This window comes from Luteibacter pinisoli (assembly GCF_006385595.1).
GTDB lineage: Bacteria > Pseudomonadota > Gammaproteobacteria > Xanthomonadales > Rhodanobacteraceae > Luteibacter > Luteibacter pinisoli.
The window spans coordinates 3,086,738-3,102,523 of the sequence record NZ_CP041046.1 but is presented as its reverse complement, the minus strand read 5'-3'; the positions used below and the strand labels follow the sequence as shown (position 1 = coordinate 3,102,523).

General features: G+C 67.0%; 12 protein-coding genes. 8 read left to right on the top strand and 4 right to left on the bottom strand.

All coding sequences use genetic code 11. The annotated features are described in order from the left end of the window. Nucleotides 1-89 precede the first annotated feature (89 nt). Nucleotides 90-797 carry a C40 family peptidase gene (locus FIV34_RS14095; protein WP_139983792.1) on the top strand — a complete coding sequence of 236 codons (708 nt, stop codon included), beginning with the start codon at nucleotides 90-92 and terminating at the stop codon, nucleotides 795-797. 67 nt (nucleotides 798-864) lie between these two features. Here FIV34_RS14095 and FIV34_RS14090 read toward each other — a convergent pair whose 3' ends face one another. Next, complete coding sequence (locus FIV34_RS14090; protein ID WP_211352637.1) at nucleotides 865-1,776, bottom strand: alpha/beta hydrolase; 912 nt, start codon at nucleotides 1,774-1,776, stop codon at nucleotides 865-867. Nucleotides 1,777-1,832: 56 nt separating this feature from the next. On the opposite strand from FIV34_RS14090, the gene FIV34_RS14085 reads away from it, so the two are divergent. Continuing rightward, a complete protein-coding gene (locus FIV34_RS14085; protein WP_139983791.1) occupies nucleotides 1,833-2,564 on the top strand; it encodes a pseudouridine synthase in 732 nt (243 codons plus the stop codon). 2 nt (nucleotides 2,565-2,566) lie between these two features. Here FIV34_RS14085 and kbl read toward each other — a convergent pair whose 3' ends face one another. The 3 genes from kbl to tdh all read right to left on the bottom strand — a co-directional run bounded on the left by kbl (nucleotide 2,567) and on the right by tdh (nucleotide 8,552). Continuing rightward, nucleotides 2,567-3,766, bottom strand: coding sequence for a glycine C-acetyltransferase (gene kbl / locus FIV34_RS14080; protein WP_139983790.1), 1,200 nt, complete (start codon nucleotides 3,764-3,766; stop codon nucleotides 2,567-2,569). Between the two features lie 45 nt (nucleotides 3,767-3,811). Next, a complete protein-coding gene (locus FIV34_RS14075; protein WP_139983788.1) occupies nucleotides 3,812-7,393 on the bottom strand; it encodes a DUF748 domain-containing protein in 3,582 nt (1,193 codons plus the stop codon). A gap of 124 nt (nucleotides 7,394-7,517) precedes the next feature. Then, the gene (tdh, locus tag FIV34_RS14070) at nucleotides 7,518-8,552 is read right to left on the bottom strand and encodes an L-threonine 3-dehydrogenase (protein ID WP_211352636.1); all 1,035 of its coding nucleotides are present in this window, start codon (nucleotides 8,550-8,552) and stop codon (nucleotides 7,518-7,520) included. Between the two features lie 192 nt (nucleotides 8,553-8,744). On the opposite strand from tdh, the gene FIV34_RS14065 reads away from it, so the two are divergent. The 6 genes from FIV34_RS14065 (at nucleotide 8,745) to hflC (ending at nucleotide 15,754) form a co-directional block, all read left to right on the top strand. After that, the gene (locus FIV34_RS14065; RefSeq protein ID WP_246058627.1) at nucleotides 8,745-10,865 is read left to right on the top strand and encodes a S46 family peptidase; all 2,121 of its coding nucleotides are present in this window, start codon (nucleotides 8,745-8,747) and stop codon (nucleotides 10,863-10,865) included. A gap of 54 nt (nucleotides 10,866-10,919) precedes the next feature. Next, complete coding sequence (miaA, locus tag FIV34_RS14060; RefSeq protein WP_139983784.1) at nucleotides 10,920-11,897, top strand: tRNA (adenosine(37)-N6)-dimethylallyltransferase MiaA; 978 nt, start codon at nucleotides 10,920-10,922, stop codon at nucleotides 11,895-11,897. A 90-nt stretch (nucleotides 11,898-11,987) separates the two neighbouring features. Beyond that, entirely contained in the window at nucleotides 11,988-12,248 is a 261-nt protein-coding gene (hfq, locus tag FIV34_RS14055; protein ID WP_139983782.1) for an RNA chaperone Hfq, read from the top strand. Nucleotides 12,249-12,345: 97 nt separating this feature from the next. Further along, nucleotides 12,346-13,656: a ribosome rescue GTPase HflX gene (gene hflX, locus FIV34_RS14050; protein ID WP_139983780.1), complete on the top strand. Its 1,311-nt coding sequence runs from the start codon at nucleotides 12,346-12,348 to the stop codon at nucleotides 13,654-13,656. Nucleotides 13,657-13,760: 104 nt separating this feature from the next. Beyond that, on the top strand, nucleotides 13,761-14,888 hold the full coding sequence (hflK, locus tag FIV34_RS14045) for a protease modulator HflK (RefSeq protein ID WP_139983778.1): 1,128 nt from the start codon (nucleotides 13,761-13,763) through the stop codon (nucleotides 14,886-14,888). Beyond that, nucleotides 14,885-15,754, top strand: coding sequence for a protease modulator HflC (hflC, locus tag FIV34_RS14040; protein ID WP_139983776.1), 870 nt, complete (start codon nucleotides 14,885-14,887; stop codon nucleotides 15,752-15,754). Before hflK ends, hflC begins: the two co-directional genes overlap by 4 nt. Nucleotides 15,755-15,786 lie beyond the last annotated feature (32 nt).

Genomic DNA, 15,786 nt, shown 5'->3' with positions numbered 1-15,786 from the left:
GCTAATGGGGTTTGCTAACTTCACCACTCGTTCACGGTCGTCTCACCTTCACGGCGGCTTAACCCAACACGGAACAGGCCTTCTCGCTCATGCATTTCAAGCGACTGACCGCTCTCGCGTTTGCTAGCTGCTGTATCGCCGCTGTAACACCTGCCATCGCCGACACCGTCCAGGCTCCACAAGGCCTTGACCAGTCCGCGACGCTCCTTCTTACCGACCTGCCGGTGTTTGCCCCGGCCTCGGGCCTGGCCCAGTCCATCATCCCGGACAGTGCCACGCTCATCGCCCCGAAGGCCGCCGTGGCCTCCGTGCAGGACACCCAGGAAGCTGACGCGCTCGACGCCGACGACGAAGACGACAGCCTCGTCGCCGCCGCCACGGCCCGCCTCGCTGGCCATGTTGACGGCCACGCCCGCGAAGCCCTGCTCTCGTTCGCCATGAAGCTCCGCGACATCCGTTACCACCGCGGCGGCCGCACGCCGACCGCCGGCTTCGACTGCAGCGGCTTCGTCCGCTACGTCTTCGCCAAGAGCATCGGCCTGGACCTGCCGACCAACTCGGCCAGCCAGTTCCTCGCGGGGCTGTCGGTCAAGCGCACCGAAATGAAGACGGGCGACCTGGTGTTCTTCCGCACCCGCGGCAAGGCCATCTCGCACGTCGGCATCTACATCGACAACGGCCAGTTCATCCACTCCCCGTCGGCTGGCAAGACGGTGCGCGTGGATAGCCTCAACGAGGCGTACTGGTCCAAGCACTTCGCAGGCGCCAAGCGTCCCGAAGGTATCGCCAAGATCTGACGGGTCCCTTCAACGACTTTTCCGAAACGGCATGCCTCGGCATGCCGTTTTTTTTTGGCTGCGCGCCTTACTTCGGGAGCAGGCCGCGGCCGACCAGCCACTGCTCCAGCAGCGCCGGCCACACCCGCAGCGCCGGGTACGTCGCGCCCAGTCCCGTGCCGTGCGGCCCCTTCTCGAAGACGTGCAGCTCGGCGGGCACGCCAGCGCGCTTCAGCGCCTGGAAGTACGCGACGCTGCCTTCGACGGGAATCGTTTCGTCTTCCGCCGTGTGGAAGATGAAGGTCGGCGGCGTGTTTGCCGTGACATGCCGCACGGGCTGGTAGCGCTCGAGGTAGGCGGGAGTGCAGGTCGACGGTGGCACCTTCAGCGTCACGCAGTAGGCCAGCGCGCTGCGCTGGTCGCTGTCGAACATGGAAAACGCGGGATAGCCGAGCACGACGAAGTCGGGGCGCGGGTCGGTCCGGCCGATCGCGTCGTCGGCGCCGCCGGCGACCACGCCCGCCTGGGTCTCCAGCGTAGCGGCGAGGTGGCCGCCCGCGGAGAAGCCCATGAAGCCCACCTTGCGTGGATCGATCCCGTAATCCGCCGCGTGCGCACGGACCACCTGCACGGCGCGCTGCGCGTCCATGAGCGGCACCGGCAGCGGGTAGCGTTCGCCCAGGCGGTATCGAAACACGAAGGCGACCACGCCGCGGCTGGCGAACCAGTCGGCGACTTCGCGGCCCTCCAGGTCGCCGGCGAGGCCGCGGTACGACCCGCCTGGCGCGATGATCACCGCGGTGCCGTTGGGCGTGCCGATGGGCGGAAAGACGGTGAGGCCTGGCGTGTCGTCGAGCCCGTGGCCCTTCGCACCGGGCACGGTGTCGTAGAGCGGCATCGTGCCGAGGTGGAGCATCGGGTCCCCAAGGCTTGCCTGCGCCTGCGCATGGAGAAGCGGGCTGGCGGCGAGCGTGCACAGGGCGAAGAGCGCGGCTTTCACGTGGGTGCGTCCTTACGGGTGGGCCAAGGGGAAGTAGAGCACGTTATCCTTTGCGGATGCCCGCTCGCCCTCGTACCCCCACGTTTGGTCTCGCACGCGTCTTGTCCAAGCGCGGCATCTGTTCGCGCAGCCAGGGCGAGAAGCTCGCCCGCGAGGGCAGGGTGCGCGTGGATGGGCGCGTCGTCCGCGACCCGGAGTTCCCGATCCGTGGTACGGAGCGCATTGAGGTCGACGGCGGGGGCGCCACGGAAGCGGCACCGGTCTACCTTGCGATGAACAAGCCGCGCGGCATCGTCGTCACGGCCGCCGACGAGCGCGGGCGCGATACGGTGTATTCGTTGCTCGAAGGCGCGGGCTTGCCGTGGCTGGGGCCCGTGGGGCGCCTGGACAAGGCGAGCGAAGGCCTGCTGTTGCTCAGCAACGACACCGTGTGGGCGGCGGGCATCACCGATCCGGCCACGCACGTGCCGAAGACCTATCACGTGCAGGTGGCAGGGCATCCGGACGCATCGACGCTGCAGGCGATGCTCGCGGGTATCGTCGACGAGGGCGAACAGCTGAAGGCGGCCGCCGCGTCCCTGTTGCGCCAGGGCGAGAAGAACGCGTGGCTGGAAGTGACGCTGGACGAAGGCCGCAACCGGCATATCCGCCGGCTGATGCAGGTGCTCGGATTTGATGTGCAGCGGCTGGTGCGCGTCGCGATCGGCGAGCTGCCCCTCGGCACGTTGCCGAAGGGCGCCTGGCGGCATCTGAGCGATAGCGAAGTCGCCGCACTAAGGCGGCGCTGACATCAGGCCTTGAGGACGCCGAGCTTTTTGGCCACCTTGGTGAACGCGGCAATCGCCTTGTCCAGGTGCTCGCGGGTATGTGCGGCGCTCATTTGCGTGCGGATGCGCGCCTTGCCCTGCGGCACCACCGGGAAGAAGAAGCCGGTGACGTAGATGCCTTCGTCCAGCAGTTCCGTCGCCATGGCCTGCGCCTGCTTCGCGTCGTAGATCATCACCGGCACGATCGGGTGCTGGCCCGGGCGGATGTCAAAGCCGGCCTCGGTCATCTTTTCGCGGAAGTAACGGGTGTTCTCCTTCACCTTCTCACGCAGGTCGCCGGCCGCGTCGAGCATGTCGAACACCTTGCTGCCCGCGGCGACCACGTGCGGCGGCAGCGAGTTCGAGAACAGGTACGGGCGCGAGCGCTGGCGCAGCATCTCGATCACTTCCTTGCGCCCGCTGGTGAAGCCACCCAGCGCGCCGCCGAGGGCCTTGCCGAGGGTGCCGGTGAAGATGTCGATCTTGTCCAGCACGCCGTGGAACTCGGCCGAGCCGCGGCCGGTATCACCCAGGAAGCCGGTGCAATGGCATTCGTCGATGTGCACCAGGGCGTTGTACTTCTTCGCCAGCGCGGTGATCTCATCCAGCGGCGCGATGAAGCCGTCCATCGAGAACGCGCCGTCGGTGGTGATCAGCTTGGTGCGCGCGCCGGCGGCATCGGCGGCCTGCAACTGCGCTTCCAGGTCGGCCATGTCGCAGTTGTTGTAGCGGAAGCGCTTGGCCTTGCACAGGCGGATGCCGTCGATGATCGAGGCGTGGTTGAGCGCGTCGGAAATGATGGCGTCCTCTTCGCCGAGCAGCGGCTCGAACAGGCCGCCGTTGGCGTCGAAGCAGGCCGCGTAGAGGATGGTGTCCTCGGTGCCGAAGAAGCGCGAGATCTTCGCCTCGAGTTCCTTGTGCAGGTCCTGCGTGCCGCAGATGAAGCGCACGCTGGCCATGCCGAATCCGTGGGTGTCCAGCGCATCCTTCGCCGCCTGGATCACCTCGGGATGGTCGGCCAGGCCCAGGTAGTTGTTCGCGCAGAAGTTGAGCACCTTGCGGCCGCCTTCGAGCTCGATCTCGGCGGACTGCGGCGACACGATGATGCGCTCGGCCTTGAACAGGCCCTGCTCGCGGATGGAAGCGAGTTCGGCGGCGAGGCGGTCCTGGGCGGGATAAGACATGGGGCGGCTTCCGGGGACGGGAAAACCCCGATTCTAACGCGCCGTTCAATGCAACCCAAAGTCCACCCGCGTGGTCTTGCCGCCGTCGTCGATGCCCTTGGGGTCGAGCCTGGGCGCCAGGACAAACACCCGTTTGTCGTCCACCTTGCCCTGCAGCCACTGGCGTACCGCGTTGGCACGGCGCTCCGCGAGGTGGCGCAGCGCGTCCGCATCCACGGGCATGTTGGTTTCCATCAGGGTGCGCATCTCGTCCGGTGGCTGCGACTTGGTCAGGCCGATCATGTTTTTCGGCTTGGGGAACGAGGCATGGCGGTAGGCGCGCTCCAGGTATTTGTCCTGCTGCTCCTGGGTGGGTGGCGTGGTGTCGTCGCCCTTGTCGTTCACCTGCTCCTGGTGGACCAGGTCGTCCACCATCACTTTGCGCAGCCCGCTTTCGTCCTTGCTGGTGTCGATGCGGCCGATGATGTCCAGGCTGATGGAGGGTTTGTTCGTAAGCACCTTCACCAGTTCGCCCAGCTTCGTCTCCGCGGCCGGATCGAGTACGGCGGAGCCTGGAGCGAACTCGACGTAGCCGAGATCCTCGCGGCCGCCGCCCGCCGACGCCAGCAGGCGGAACGGCGACGTCACCGCCTTGACGATGAGGTTGCCGATGGCGCGCCATACCAGGCCGCCAACGCTGAAGTGCGGATCGTCGAGCGAGCCGGTGACCGGCACGTGCACGTCGATGCGCCCATCGCTGTCACGCAGCAGTGCCACGGCGAGCTTCACCGGGAGGTGGCTGATGCCTGGCCCTTCGATGCGGTCGCCGAAGGTGAGCTGGTCGATGAAGATGTGGTTGTCCGCGTTGAGCTTGCGCTGGTCCAGCGTGTAGTGCACATCCACGTTGAGGCGGCCGCGGGTAATCGGATAGCCCGCGTATTTGCCCGAGTAGGGCGACAGGTTGGTCAACTGGATGCCTTCTGCCTTCGCCGTGATATCGAGGAAGGCCACCGGCGCCAGCGGGTTGATCGTGCCTTCGATATCCACCGGCGCGTTGCCGTCGAGCTGGCCCTGCAGCGTGATCGGTGCCGGCGGCGCACCGGCGACGGTACCGAAGCCACCGATCTTGCCGGTGAGGTCCATGACGTCGGCGGTGTAGTTCGGCTTGATGAAGTTATCGGTGTAGTTGAGCCGCCCCTTGGTGAGCGTGACCTGGCCAATGCGGATATCGGCGTCCGGTCCCGCCGCTGCCGGTACGGGGACGGGCTCGTCGGCTGGTTTAGGCGCGGGGTTGGCTTGTGCCTGCGTCACCGAGACGGCACCCGGCGCTTCCGGGCTGGCGACGACGTCCTGCAGGTTGAGGCGGCCGGTCGCGTTGACGATGACGCGGGCGTAGAAGTCGTCGAGCGCGAGGCCACCGATGTCGACCCGTGGCACGCCGTCACCCAGCGCAAGCGCCATGTTCGTTGCGCTCAGGGAGTTCCAGCGCAGGAAGTCGTCGTTGGTCACCTTGTCCTGCACGCGCACGCGGCCAAGCGTGGCCTTGCCGCGATAGCCGATGCGCGCGGCATCCTTCCCGCGATCCGTGTAACGCGCCTGCCCGTCGAGGCTGAGCAGGCCGCTGGCCACCGTGACGTTCAGCGGTACGGTGACGAGGGTCTGCAGCGGCGCGATATCCAGTCGCGTGGCCTGCAGCGTCAGGTCCGCGTCGAGCGGCGTGGGCCGGACCTTGCCGGTGACGGCGAACGTCCCGTCACCCAGCGCACCTTTCAGGTCCAGCGTGATGGGCTTGCGCAGGTCGTCGGAAAGGCCGTCTATCCCGAACGCGCTGGCGGTGAGGTTGATGCCGTTGCGCTTGCCCGGTGCCTTCGCATCGCGCAGCGTCAGCTTGCTGTCGCTCAGCCCGACATGGCCGACACTCCAGTGCCAGTCATGGCCCGCGGGATGCGCCGCACTCGCGTTGGCGGGGAGCAGGCTGAGGACATCGAGGTTGCCGTTGGCGAGCCGCTTCACGTCGAGTGCGAGCCCTTCAAGCAGTAGCGTATCGATGCGCGCTTCACTCGTGGCCATGTCCACCGTGGCGATGGTGGCCGTGAGCGACTTCCACGTGATGGGCGAGGCCCGGCCGCCATGCGGCACCAGGTTGAAGCCCTCGAGCCGGGCCTTCGCCCGTTCCAGGCGCACCGTGGCCGCCTCGTGCCAGTCGGCCTTCAATGCGCCATCGGCCGTAAAGCTGCCGCCGGTGATATCGGCGTCGAGCATGGGCGGCGTGAGCGGCATCAGCGGTGCCAGCGACACCTGCCGGATCTCCAGCTTGCCGTCGTAGCGGCTTGCGGCCAGGTCAAACGCGCCGGTGGTCGACAGCGAGCCACCGGCCAGGTTGGCGGAGACGTTGAGTGCGGCCGGCGGCGCTTTCACGGTGCTCAACCCGCGCAAGGTACCCGCGAGGTTCTCAAGGGTGAGGTGTGCCGGCGCAGGCGCGGCCAGGTCGGCGTAATCGATGCGCGTGCTTGCCAGCGTCAGCGTGTCGATCCGCACGTCCGTCGGCACGGCCTTGGGATCGGGTTTCTCCGCGCCACCCATCAGCGCGTCGAAGTTGCTCTTGCCGCCAGGCAGGCGCGCGTAGCGCAGGGCGGCATCCTTGATCGTGACCGCGCCGAGGCGATAGCGCGAGGTGATCGGGTCCAGCACGGCAAGTTCCGCCTCGCCATGGCCGATCGCGAGCAGTGCGCCGCCATCCTTGCCGGTGACCTTGAGCCCATCCAGCCCCAGCCGGCCCTTGATGCGCACCGTCGGCTGCTTCTCGCCCATGGCGAAATCCACCATGAGCACGCCGGACAACTTGCCCTCGGGGACGCTGACCGGCAACGGCGTGGGGATGAAGCCGATGTAGCGGGGCAGGTCGAGCTGGTCGAGGTGGAAGGTGATGGTCGATTCGCGGCTGCTGGCGAAGGGCTTGGTCTGGCCCTGCGCCCTGAACGGGCTGCCGTCGATAGTCATGGCCAGCAGCGGCTGGACGAAAATATCGGTGTCGCTGGGGAGGCTGGCGATGAACGGAATGCCGAGTTCAAGGTGATCCACGCGGTGCTTCGCATCGAGCACCCGATCATCGAAATCGATTTGCCCGCCGTGGATGGCGATGTTGGACAGCGCGAAGCGGGCAGGGCCGGTGTCGGGCGCGGCCGGCTGGCTCTTGAAGCGCTGGAGGATGTCGGTGAAGTTGAACTGCTGCGGCGCGCTGCGCTGCAGGTGCACCTGCGGGTTGTCGATCCGCAGCTCGTCGAGGATCGGCGCCGCGCGGAACAGTGACGCCCACGACGCGTCCGCGATGATCCGCCCCACATCGACGAAAGCCGTCTTGCCGTCCGCTTCGGCCACGTGCACGCGGTCGAGGGTGAGGCGCAGGGTAAACGGGTTGAAGCTTGCATCGCCCACGGTGACCGGCCGGCCCAGGGCGGCGCTGGCGCGCGTAGCGATCTGGGAACGGATGATCGAGGGGGCGGCGAGGAAGCCGAGCAGTGCGAAAAGGACCAGGGCGATGCCCAGGCCGAGGGCGATGCGCCGGGCCCGGCGCGACCGGTAGGTAGCGAGGGCGCGGTCGCGCGCGTCCCGCCAGGGGAGGCTCCGCCAGCTTTTGCGAGTGTCCATACCAACGACCCCTTTCGACGCGTTACCCCCGGCGGAAAGTGTACTCGTCGGGGGCGCGCAGGGAAGGTGGCGAAGTCTTAAAAACGACGACGGGAGCCCACGCCGTGGGCTCCCGTCCGGTGACTCAGGTCCAGCTGCAGACGACCTTGCCGCAGACGCCCGCGTCCATCAGGTCGAAGCCCTTCTGGAAATCGTCGATGGCGATCTGGTGCGTCAGCACCTTCTGCAGCGGGAAGCCGGTGAGCACCATCTGGGTCATCTTGTACCAGGTCTCGTACATCTTCCGGCCGTAGATGCCCTGCAGGGTCAGGCCCTTGAAGATCACCTTGTCCCAGTCGATGCCGGCGCCGCGCGGCATGATGCCGAGCATGGCCACCTTGCCGCCGTGGTACATGCACTCGAGCATGTCGTTGAAGGCGCGCGGGTTGCCGCTCATCTCCAGGCCGACGTCGAAGCCTTCGATGTGCAGGTCCTTCACCACGTCCTTGAGCGACTGGTTGGCGACGTTCACCACGCGGGTGGCGCCCATGTCGGCGGCCAGCTTGAGGCGGTAATCGTTGACGTCAGTGACCACGACGTTGCGCGCGCCCACGTGCTTGGCGATACCGGCGGCGATGATGCCGATGGGGCCGGCGCCGGTGATTAGCACGTCTTCGCCGATCAGGTCGAACTCAAGCGCGCAATGCGCCGCGTTGCCGTAGGGGTCGAAGAAGGCGGCCAGCTCGGATGGGATCTGGTCCGGGATCGGCCACAGGTTCGAGGCCGGCATGGTCATGTATTCAGCGAACGCGCCATTGCGGTTCACGCCAATGCCCACGGTGTTCGGGCACAGGTGCTGGCGGCCGGCGCGGCAGTTGCGGCAGTGGCCGCACACGATGTGGCCTTCGGCCGACACGCGGTCGCCCACCTTGTAGCCGGTGACGCCCGGGCCGATCTCGGCAATGCGGCCCACGAACTCGTGGCCGATCGTGAGACCGGGCTGGATCGTGCGCTGGGACCATTCGTCCCACTTGTAGATGTGCAGGTCGGTACCGCAGATGGCGGTTTTCTCAACCTTGATCAGCACCTCGTTGGGGCCAACCTGCGGCACCGGCACTTCTTCCATCCAGATGCCCTGTTCCGGCTTGCGCTTTACCAGCGCCTTCATCGTCTGCTGCATGGTCTTCGGGGATTCTCGTGGGGAGGGGCCGCGTGGGCGGGCCAAACCACCATTATAAGCCGTGGCAGGTAGCTTGGCTTGTGCGCCGCGACATTGCCAAGGGCGGTCGGCGGCCTCTAGGGTGGGTCAGCTTTGGAACCCATAGGGGCAAGTGAGACGATGCGTATCCGTACGGTCATGTTGGGAGCCGCCATGGCATTGGCGCTGGAGGCGAAGGCGGACGAGGGGATGTGGCTTCCCTCCCAGCTGCCTTCGATTGCGAAAAACCTCAAGGCGGCGGGCTTCCATGGCGACGCCGCGGCCCTGGCGGACCTGACCCGGGCGCCCCTGAACGCCGTGGTCCGCGTCGGTGGCGGCACCGGCTCCTTCGTCTCGGCCGACGGCCTGCTGGTGACCAACCACCACGTGGCATTCGGCGTCATCCAGTACAACTCAAAGCCGGACCGCGACCTGATCACGAACGGCTACGTCGCGGCCGACCGCGCCGGCGAGCTTCCGGCCAACCCGGACTACCGGGCCCGGGTCACCGTGGGTTTCGACAAGGTCACCGACCGCATCCTCGGCCAGGCCAGGGGCGAGACGGGCAGGGCGTACTACGACGCCGTGGACGCCGCCAGCAAGGCGCTGGTCGCCGAGTGCGAAAAGGCCGACGGCCTCAAGTGCAGCGTGGCCACGATGTTCTACGGCCGCGACTTCTACCTGGTGAAGCAGCTGGAACTGCGCGACCTGCGCCTGGTCTACGCGCCGCCGCGCGCCATCGGCAATTACGGCGACGAGACCGACAACTTCATGTGGCCGCGTCACGCCGGCGACTTCACCATCCTGCGTGCCTATGTCGGCCCGGACGGCAAACCGGCCGACTATTCGCCGGATAACAAGCCCTACCACCCGCCGTCACACCTGCAGATCGCGACCGATGGCGTGGCCGAGGGTGATTTCGTGATGCTGGCCGGCTATCCGGGCATCACCTACCGCCACCGCACCGCGGCGGAATTCGCCGACCAGGTGCAGTGGCGCCTGCCTACGTCCGTGGCCGTGCTGAAGGGCTTGCAGGATGTGATCGAAGCCCAGGGCCATGCTTCGCAGGACGCCGCCATCCGTTACGCCTCGCAGCTGCAGTCGCTGAAGAACGGCATCAAGCGCTTCAGTGGCGAACTCGAAGGGTTGCAGCGCAGCGACGCCGTCGTCGGCCGGCGCGAGGACGAGGCGGCGATGCTCGCCTGGCTTGCCACGCAGCCCGAAGCGAAAACGCTGAAGCCCGACATCGACCAGGCCATGGCGCTGATTGCGCAGGGCAAGGACGTGCGTGAGCGCGACCTGCTGCTCGGCCTGCTGTCGAGCCAGACCCAGCTGATGCGTGGCGCGCTGAACGTGGATCGCCTCGCGGTCGAGCGGCCGAAGCCGGACGCCGCGCGCGAAACGGGATACCAGGCGCGCGATGAGGAGCTCATCCAGGGCCAGTTGAAGCAGATCCAGCGCCGCTACGATCCGAAGGTGGAGAAGGCACTCGTCACGTCACTGATGACGCGCTACCAGCAACTCCCGCCGGCGCAGCACCTGGCTGAGGTCGACAAGGTGTTCGGCACGACGCCTGCCGCGCTGGCCAAGGCGCTCGACGCCATCTACGGCGCGACGAAGTTCGGCGACGAAGCCGAGCGCAACCGTTTGTTTGCAGCATCGCCGGCCGACGTGGAAAAGAGCACCGATGCCATCCTCGTGGCGGCCCGCACACTGCGCCCCGCGTTGCTGCGCATCGAGGATGAGAAAAAGGGACGCGACGGCGACCTCCTGCGCCTGCGCCCGGCCTACATGCAGGCCTTGATCGGTTACCGCGAGAAGCAGGGCAGTGCGGTCTACCCGGACGCGAACTCGACCTTGCGCGTCAGCTACGGCAAGGTCACCCCGCTGCTCGCCCGCGATGCGGTGACGTATGCGCCGCTCACCACCGTGCAGGGCATCGTCGAGAAGAACACCGGCAAGGTGCCGTTCGACGCGCCGCAGCCGCTGCTGGACGCGATCCACAAGGGTGACTTCACCGGCTACGCCGACCCGAAGACCGGCGCGATGCCCGTCGACTTCCTCTCCAACCTCGACACCACGGGCGGCAACTCCGGCTCGCCGGTGCTGAATGCGAAGGGTGAGCTGGTCGGTCTTAACTTCGACAGCAACTGGGAAGCCGTCAGCGCGAGCTGGAAGTACGATCCGCGTTACAAGCGCGCCATCCACGTCGACATGCGCTACATGCGCTGGTTGATGGACAAGGTGTATCCGTCGCCGGCGCTGCTGAAGGAGCTGGGCGTGCCCGCGCGATAAGCGGGCGGGCTCCTGCTGCGTTACGCTTGCGAACGTTTCGACGTTTGCCTAGTGATGACCAGCGATACCCGCCCCTTAGCCGTTTTCCTCATGGGCCCGACCGCATCGGGCAAGACCGCGCTTGCCTGTGAATTGTCCGATCGGTTCCCGCTGGGCCTGATCAGCGTCGATTCCGCGCTGGTCTACCGTGGCCTGGATATCGGCTCGGCGAAGCCCGACGCGGCGACGCTGGCGCGCTATCCGCATGAGCTGATCGATATCCGCGACCCCGCGGACCCGTATTCGGCGGCGGATTTTGCGGCGGACGCGACGGCGGCCATGGCGCGTGTGGCCGCGCGTGGCCAGGTGCCGCTGCTGGTCGGTGGCACCGGCCTGTATTTCCGCGCCCTGCAGCGCGGCCTCTCGGAACTGCCTGAAGCCGACCCCGCGGTGCGCGAACGGATTGGCGCCGAGGCGGCCGAGCTCGGTTGGGCGGCCCTGCATGCCCGCATGGCGGCGGCCGACCCGCCGGCAGGCATCCGCATCCGGCCGGGCGACGCCCAGCGAATCCAGCGCGCCCTCGAAGTGATGGAGCTCACCGGGCGTCCGATCACTGAGTTGCAGAATGCGCCGCGCAAGCCGTTCCCCTGGCGCGTGCTGAAACTGGCGCTGCTGCCCGACAGCCGCACCGCGCTGCACGAGCGCATCGCGCGGCGCTTCGACGCCATGCTGGCCGACGGCTTCCTGGACGAAGTGCGCGGTCTCAAGGCCCGCGGCGACCTGCACGCGGACCTGCCGGCCATCCGCGCCGTGGGCTACCGACAGGCGTGGGAATTCCTTGATGGACAAGGAGATGCCCAGAACTTCCGAGACCGTGGTATCTATGCGACGCGGCAACTCGCAAAACGCCAGATCACCTGGCTGCGGAGCGAGCTCGACGCACGGACGTTCGACCCGGATCAGGGGGATCCGTTGCCGGAAGCGTGCATGGCAGTCAGGCAGTTCCTCGGAATGCCGGATTCGTCACGCTGTACGCTTCCAGCCGGCGTTTAAAAGCAGTTAAGATTCAAAGCACTTGGGCCGGGGCGCCGTCTGGCGTTTTTTTACCCGGACCCGTACGAGAGGCGTAGGGGAGAAGAAGAAATGTCCAAAGGGCAATCGTTGCAAGATCCGTTTCTGAATGCGTTGCGTCGTGAACGCGTACCCGTCGCCATTTACCTGGTGAACGGCATCAAGCTGCAGGGCACGATCGAGTCGTTCGACCAGTTCGTGGTGCTGCTGCGCAACCAGGTGAGCCAGATGGTGTACAAGCACGCCATCTCCACCGTCGTGCCGAGCCGGAATGTCCGGGTCGGTGGGCATGAAAGCCACACGGATGGAACAAGCGGCGACGTCGAGGGTTGAGGGGCCCGCGACGGCACCCATATCGGTAAGGACAAGGTCGGGCAGGCCAGCGATGGCCTGCCCGTCCCTTTCTCCATCCATGAGGTGACACCCCTAAGTGTTCGATAGGCAAAAGAAAGGCGACCGGGCCATCCTGGTGCTTCCGCATTCGCGGGGCGAGGGCGACGCGGTGCGCCGCGGCGAGGAATTCGCCGAACTGGTGGCTTCGGCAGGCGCCGAGGTCCTCACCAGCATCACGGCGCGCGTCGCCACGCCCAATCCCCGTTTCTATATCGGTACCGGCAAGGCCGACGAGGTCGCCGAGGCCGTGCGCGCCCTGGAGGCGGACCTGGTCCTGGTGGACCACGAACTCACGCCGGTGCAGGAGCGCAACCTCGAAAAGCACCTGAAGACCCGCGTGGTCGACCGCGCCGGCCTGATCCTGGACATCTTTGCCCAACGCGCCCGTTCGCACGAAGGCAAGCTGGAAGTGGAGCTGGCGCAGCTCAAGCACCTGGCAACCCGCCTGGTCCGTGGCTGGACCCATCTGGACGCCCAGCGCGGCGGTGCCATCGGCAACCGCGGCCCGGGTGAAACCCAGTTGGAGACCGACCGCCGCCTGCTTGCCGAGCGCGTGAAGATGCTGAGCAAGCGCCTCGAGAAGGTGAAGGTCCAGCGCGACCAGCAACGCCGCGCGCGGCTGCGTAATACCGTGCCCCGCGTGGCCCTGGTCGGCTATACCAACGCCGGCAAGTCCACGCTGTTCAATGCGCTGACCACCGGCGGCGTCTACGCGGCCGACCAGCTGTTCGCCACGCTGGACCCGACGGTCCGCAAGATCGACAACCTGTCCTGCGGCCCGGCCGTGGTCGCGGATACCGTCGGCTTCATCCGTGAACTGCCCCATGACCTCGTGGCCGCCTTCCGGGCGACGCTGGCCGAGGCACGCGATGCCGACCTTCTCCTGCACGTCAGCGACGCGGCGGACGAGGAGCGCGAGCTTCTCGGCCGGGTGGTGAATGCGGTCCTCGAGGAGATCGGCGCCGGGGATGTCCCCCAGCTGATGGTCATGAATAAGATTGATCTCATCGAGGACGCGCTGCCCCGGGTGGATCGGGGCGACGACGGCAAGCCGCGCCAGGTGTGGTTGTCGGCCCATTCCGGTGCCGGCGTCGACGGCCTGCGCGAGGCCCTCGGTGAGCTGCTCGGTGGTGAGCGCATCCGCGCCGGCGTACGCCTGCCACTCAGCGCGGGCCGGCTGCACGCCCGGCTGAAGGCCGCCGGTGCCATCGCAGGGGAGGCCGTCGATGAACATGGCTGGCAGCTCGATATCGATGCCCCGCGCTCCGTCCTGGCCCCGCTCGTGGGCGACGATATCCATGGTTCGCCCCTGCGCGAACTGATCGATCCGCCTCACGCCGAGCACTGAGCGATCGTCCTCTGGTAGAATTAACGGCGTTTGCGCGCCCATTTGGGCGCGCCTGAAGGCTTTCCAGCCGCCCACCCTCCGGTCCCCCAAGGAGACTGTCGACCATGCCCTGGAACGAACCCGGCAACGGCCAGAAGGACCCCTGGAACCGCAACCGGCAGGGTCAGCGCAAGTTCGACCTCGACGGCCTGCTCAAGCAGTTCACCTCGCGGTTCGGCCGCTTTGGTGCTGGCAGCGGCGGTTTGCTGGCCATCCTCCTGGTGTTCATCGTCGCCTGGCTGCTGGTCTCCAGCTTCACGGTGATCGACGCCCGCCAGGTCGGCGTGGTGCTGCGCTTCGGCCAGTTCTCCCGCGTGCTGCCCCCGGGCATGCACCTGAAGGCCCCGAACCCGATTGAGACCGTGACCAAGGTGGAAACCACCCAGGTGCGCACGGTCTCCGACACGGTGTCGATGCTCACCCGCGACGAGAACATCATCGCCATCGACTTCAACGTGCAGTACCAGGTCTCGGACGCGCGCAAGTTCCTGTTTTCCAATGCGGATAACGCTGAAAACATGCTGAAGAACGCCGCCGAGGCGGCGGTGCGCTCGGTCGTGGGCGCCAACGCCATGGACAACATCCTGACCACGCCGGGCGCCGATGCCCCGGCGGACCCGTCCGCGGCCGCCGACGCCAGCCCCGAAGCCAAGGCGAGCCTGCAGCAGCAGACCCGCGACATCCTCCAGTCCACCCTGGACATGTATGACGCCGGCATCGCGGTCACCGGGGTGAGCTTCCAGAGCGTGTCGCCGCCGCGCGAGGTCAAGGACGCCTTCGACGACGTGAACGCCGCCCGTGAAGACCGCCAGCGCGCCGAGAACGAAGCCCTGGCCTACCAGAGCAAGATCCTCCCCGAGGCGCGTGGCGAAGCCGCCCGCATCGCCGGCTCGGCCGAGGCCGACCGCGTGGAGCGCATCGCCGTCGCCACAGGCGACGCCGACCGCTTCAACCTGCTGCTGAAGGAATACCGCGGCGCGCCCGATGTCACCCGGCGCCGCCTGTGGCTGGAAACCGTCGAGGACGTGATGAGCCATAACCCGAAGGTCGTGGACGGCACGAACGGCAAGAACCTCATCCAGCTGCCGGTGGAAGCCGGCAACACCAGCGTGCGCAACGTGCCCGGCGTGGGCACCGTCGTCCAGTCCGCCACCACCGATGCCGCACCGGCCACGCAGGGAGGCAACCCGTGAAGATCATTTCCGGTCTTGTCGCCGTCGCCCTGGTCCTGCTGGGCTTCAACAGCGTCTTCGTGGTGAAGGAAGGCCAGAACGCGCTGCTGCTGCAGTTCGGCCGCATCGTGCGTTCGGATTACCAGCCGGGCCTGCATTTCAAGGTACCGCTGGCCCAGCAGGCCGTGTTGTTCGACGACCGCATCCTCGGCCTGGACGCGCCGCCGGAGCGTTACTTCACCAAGGAAAAGAAGACGGTCGCCGTCGATTTCTACGTGAAGTGGCGTATCGCGGATAACGCGGCGTACTACCGCGCCACGGCCGGTGATCCCACCGCCGCGATCGGCCGCCTCACCCCCGTGGTGAAGGACGCCCTGCGCGACGAGTTCAACTCGCGCACGCTCGAAGACCTGATCAGCGGTGGCCGCAAGGACATCACTGGCCATGTGCGCCAGCGCACCGACGATATCGCGCGCAAGACGCTCGGCATCAGCGTGGTCGACGTGCGCATCAAGCGCATCGACCTGCCCGAAGAGGTGAGCGGTTCGGTGTACAAGCGCATGCGCACCGAGCGCACGCGCCTGGCCAACGAGCTGCGTTCCACGGGCCAGGAAAACGCCCAGAAGATCCATGCCGAGGCCGACCGCCAGCGCGCCGTGATCCTGGCTGACGCCAACCGCGACGCGACCTCGGTGCGCGGCGATGGCGACGCCAAGGCGGCGGCGATCTATGCTTCCGCGTACGGGCAGGACCCCGAGTTCTTCGCGTTTTATCGCAGCATGGCGGCGTACCGTAAGGCGTTCGCCGATGGTAAATCCACGCTCGTGCTCAAGCCCGATTCCGAATTCCTGCGCTACCTCAACGACGGCCCCGGCCGCCAGCGCTAACCCAGCCTCCACATCGCCCCCGCGGGCACAAG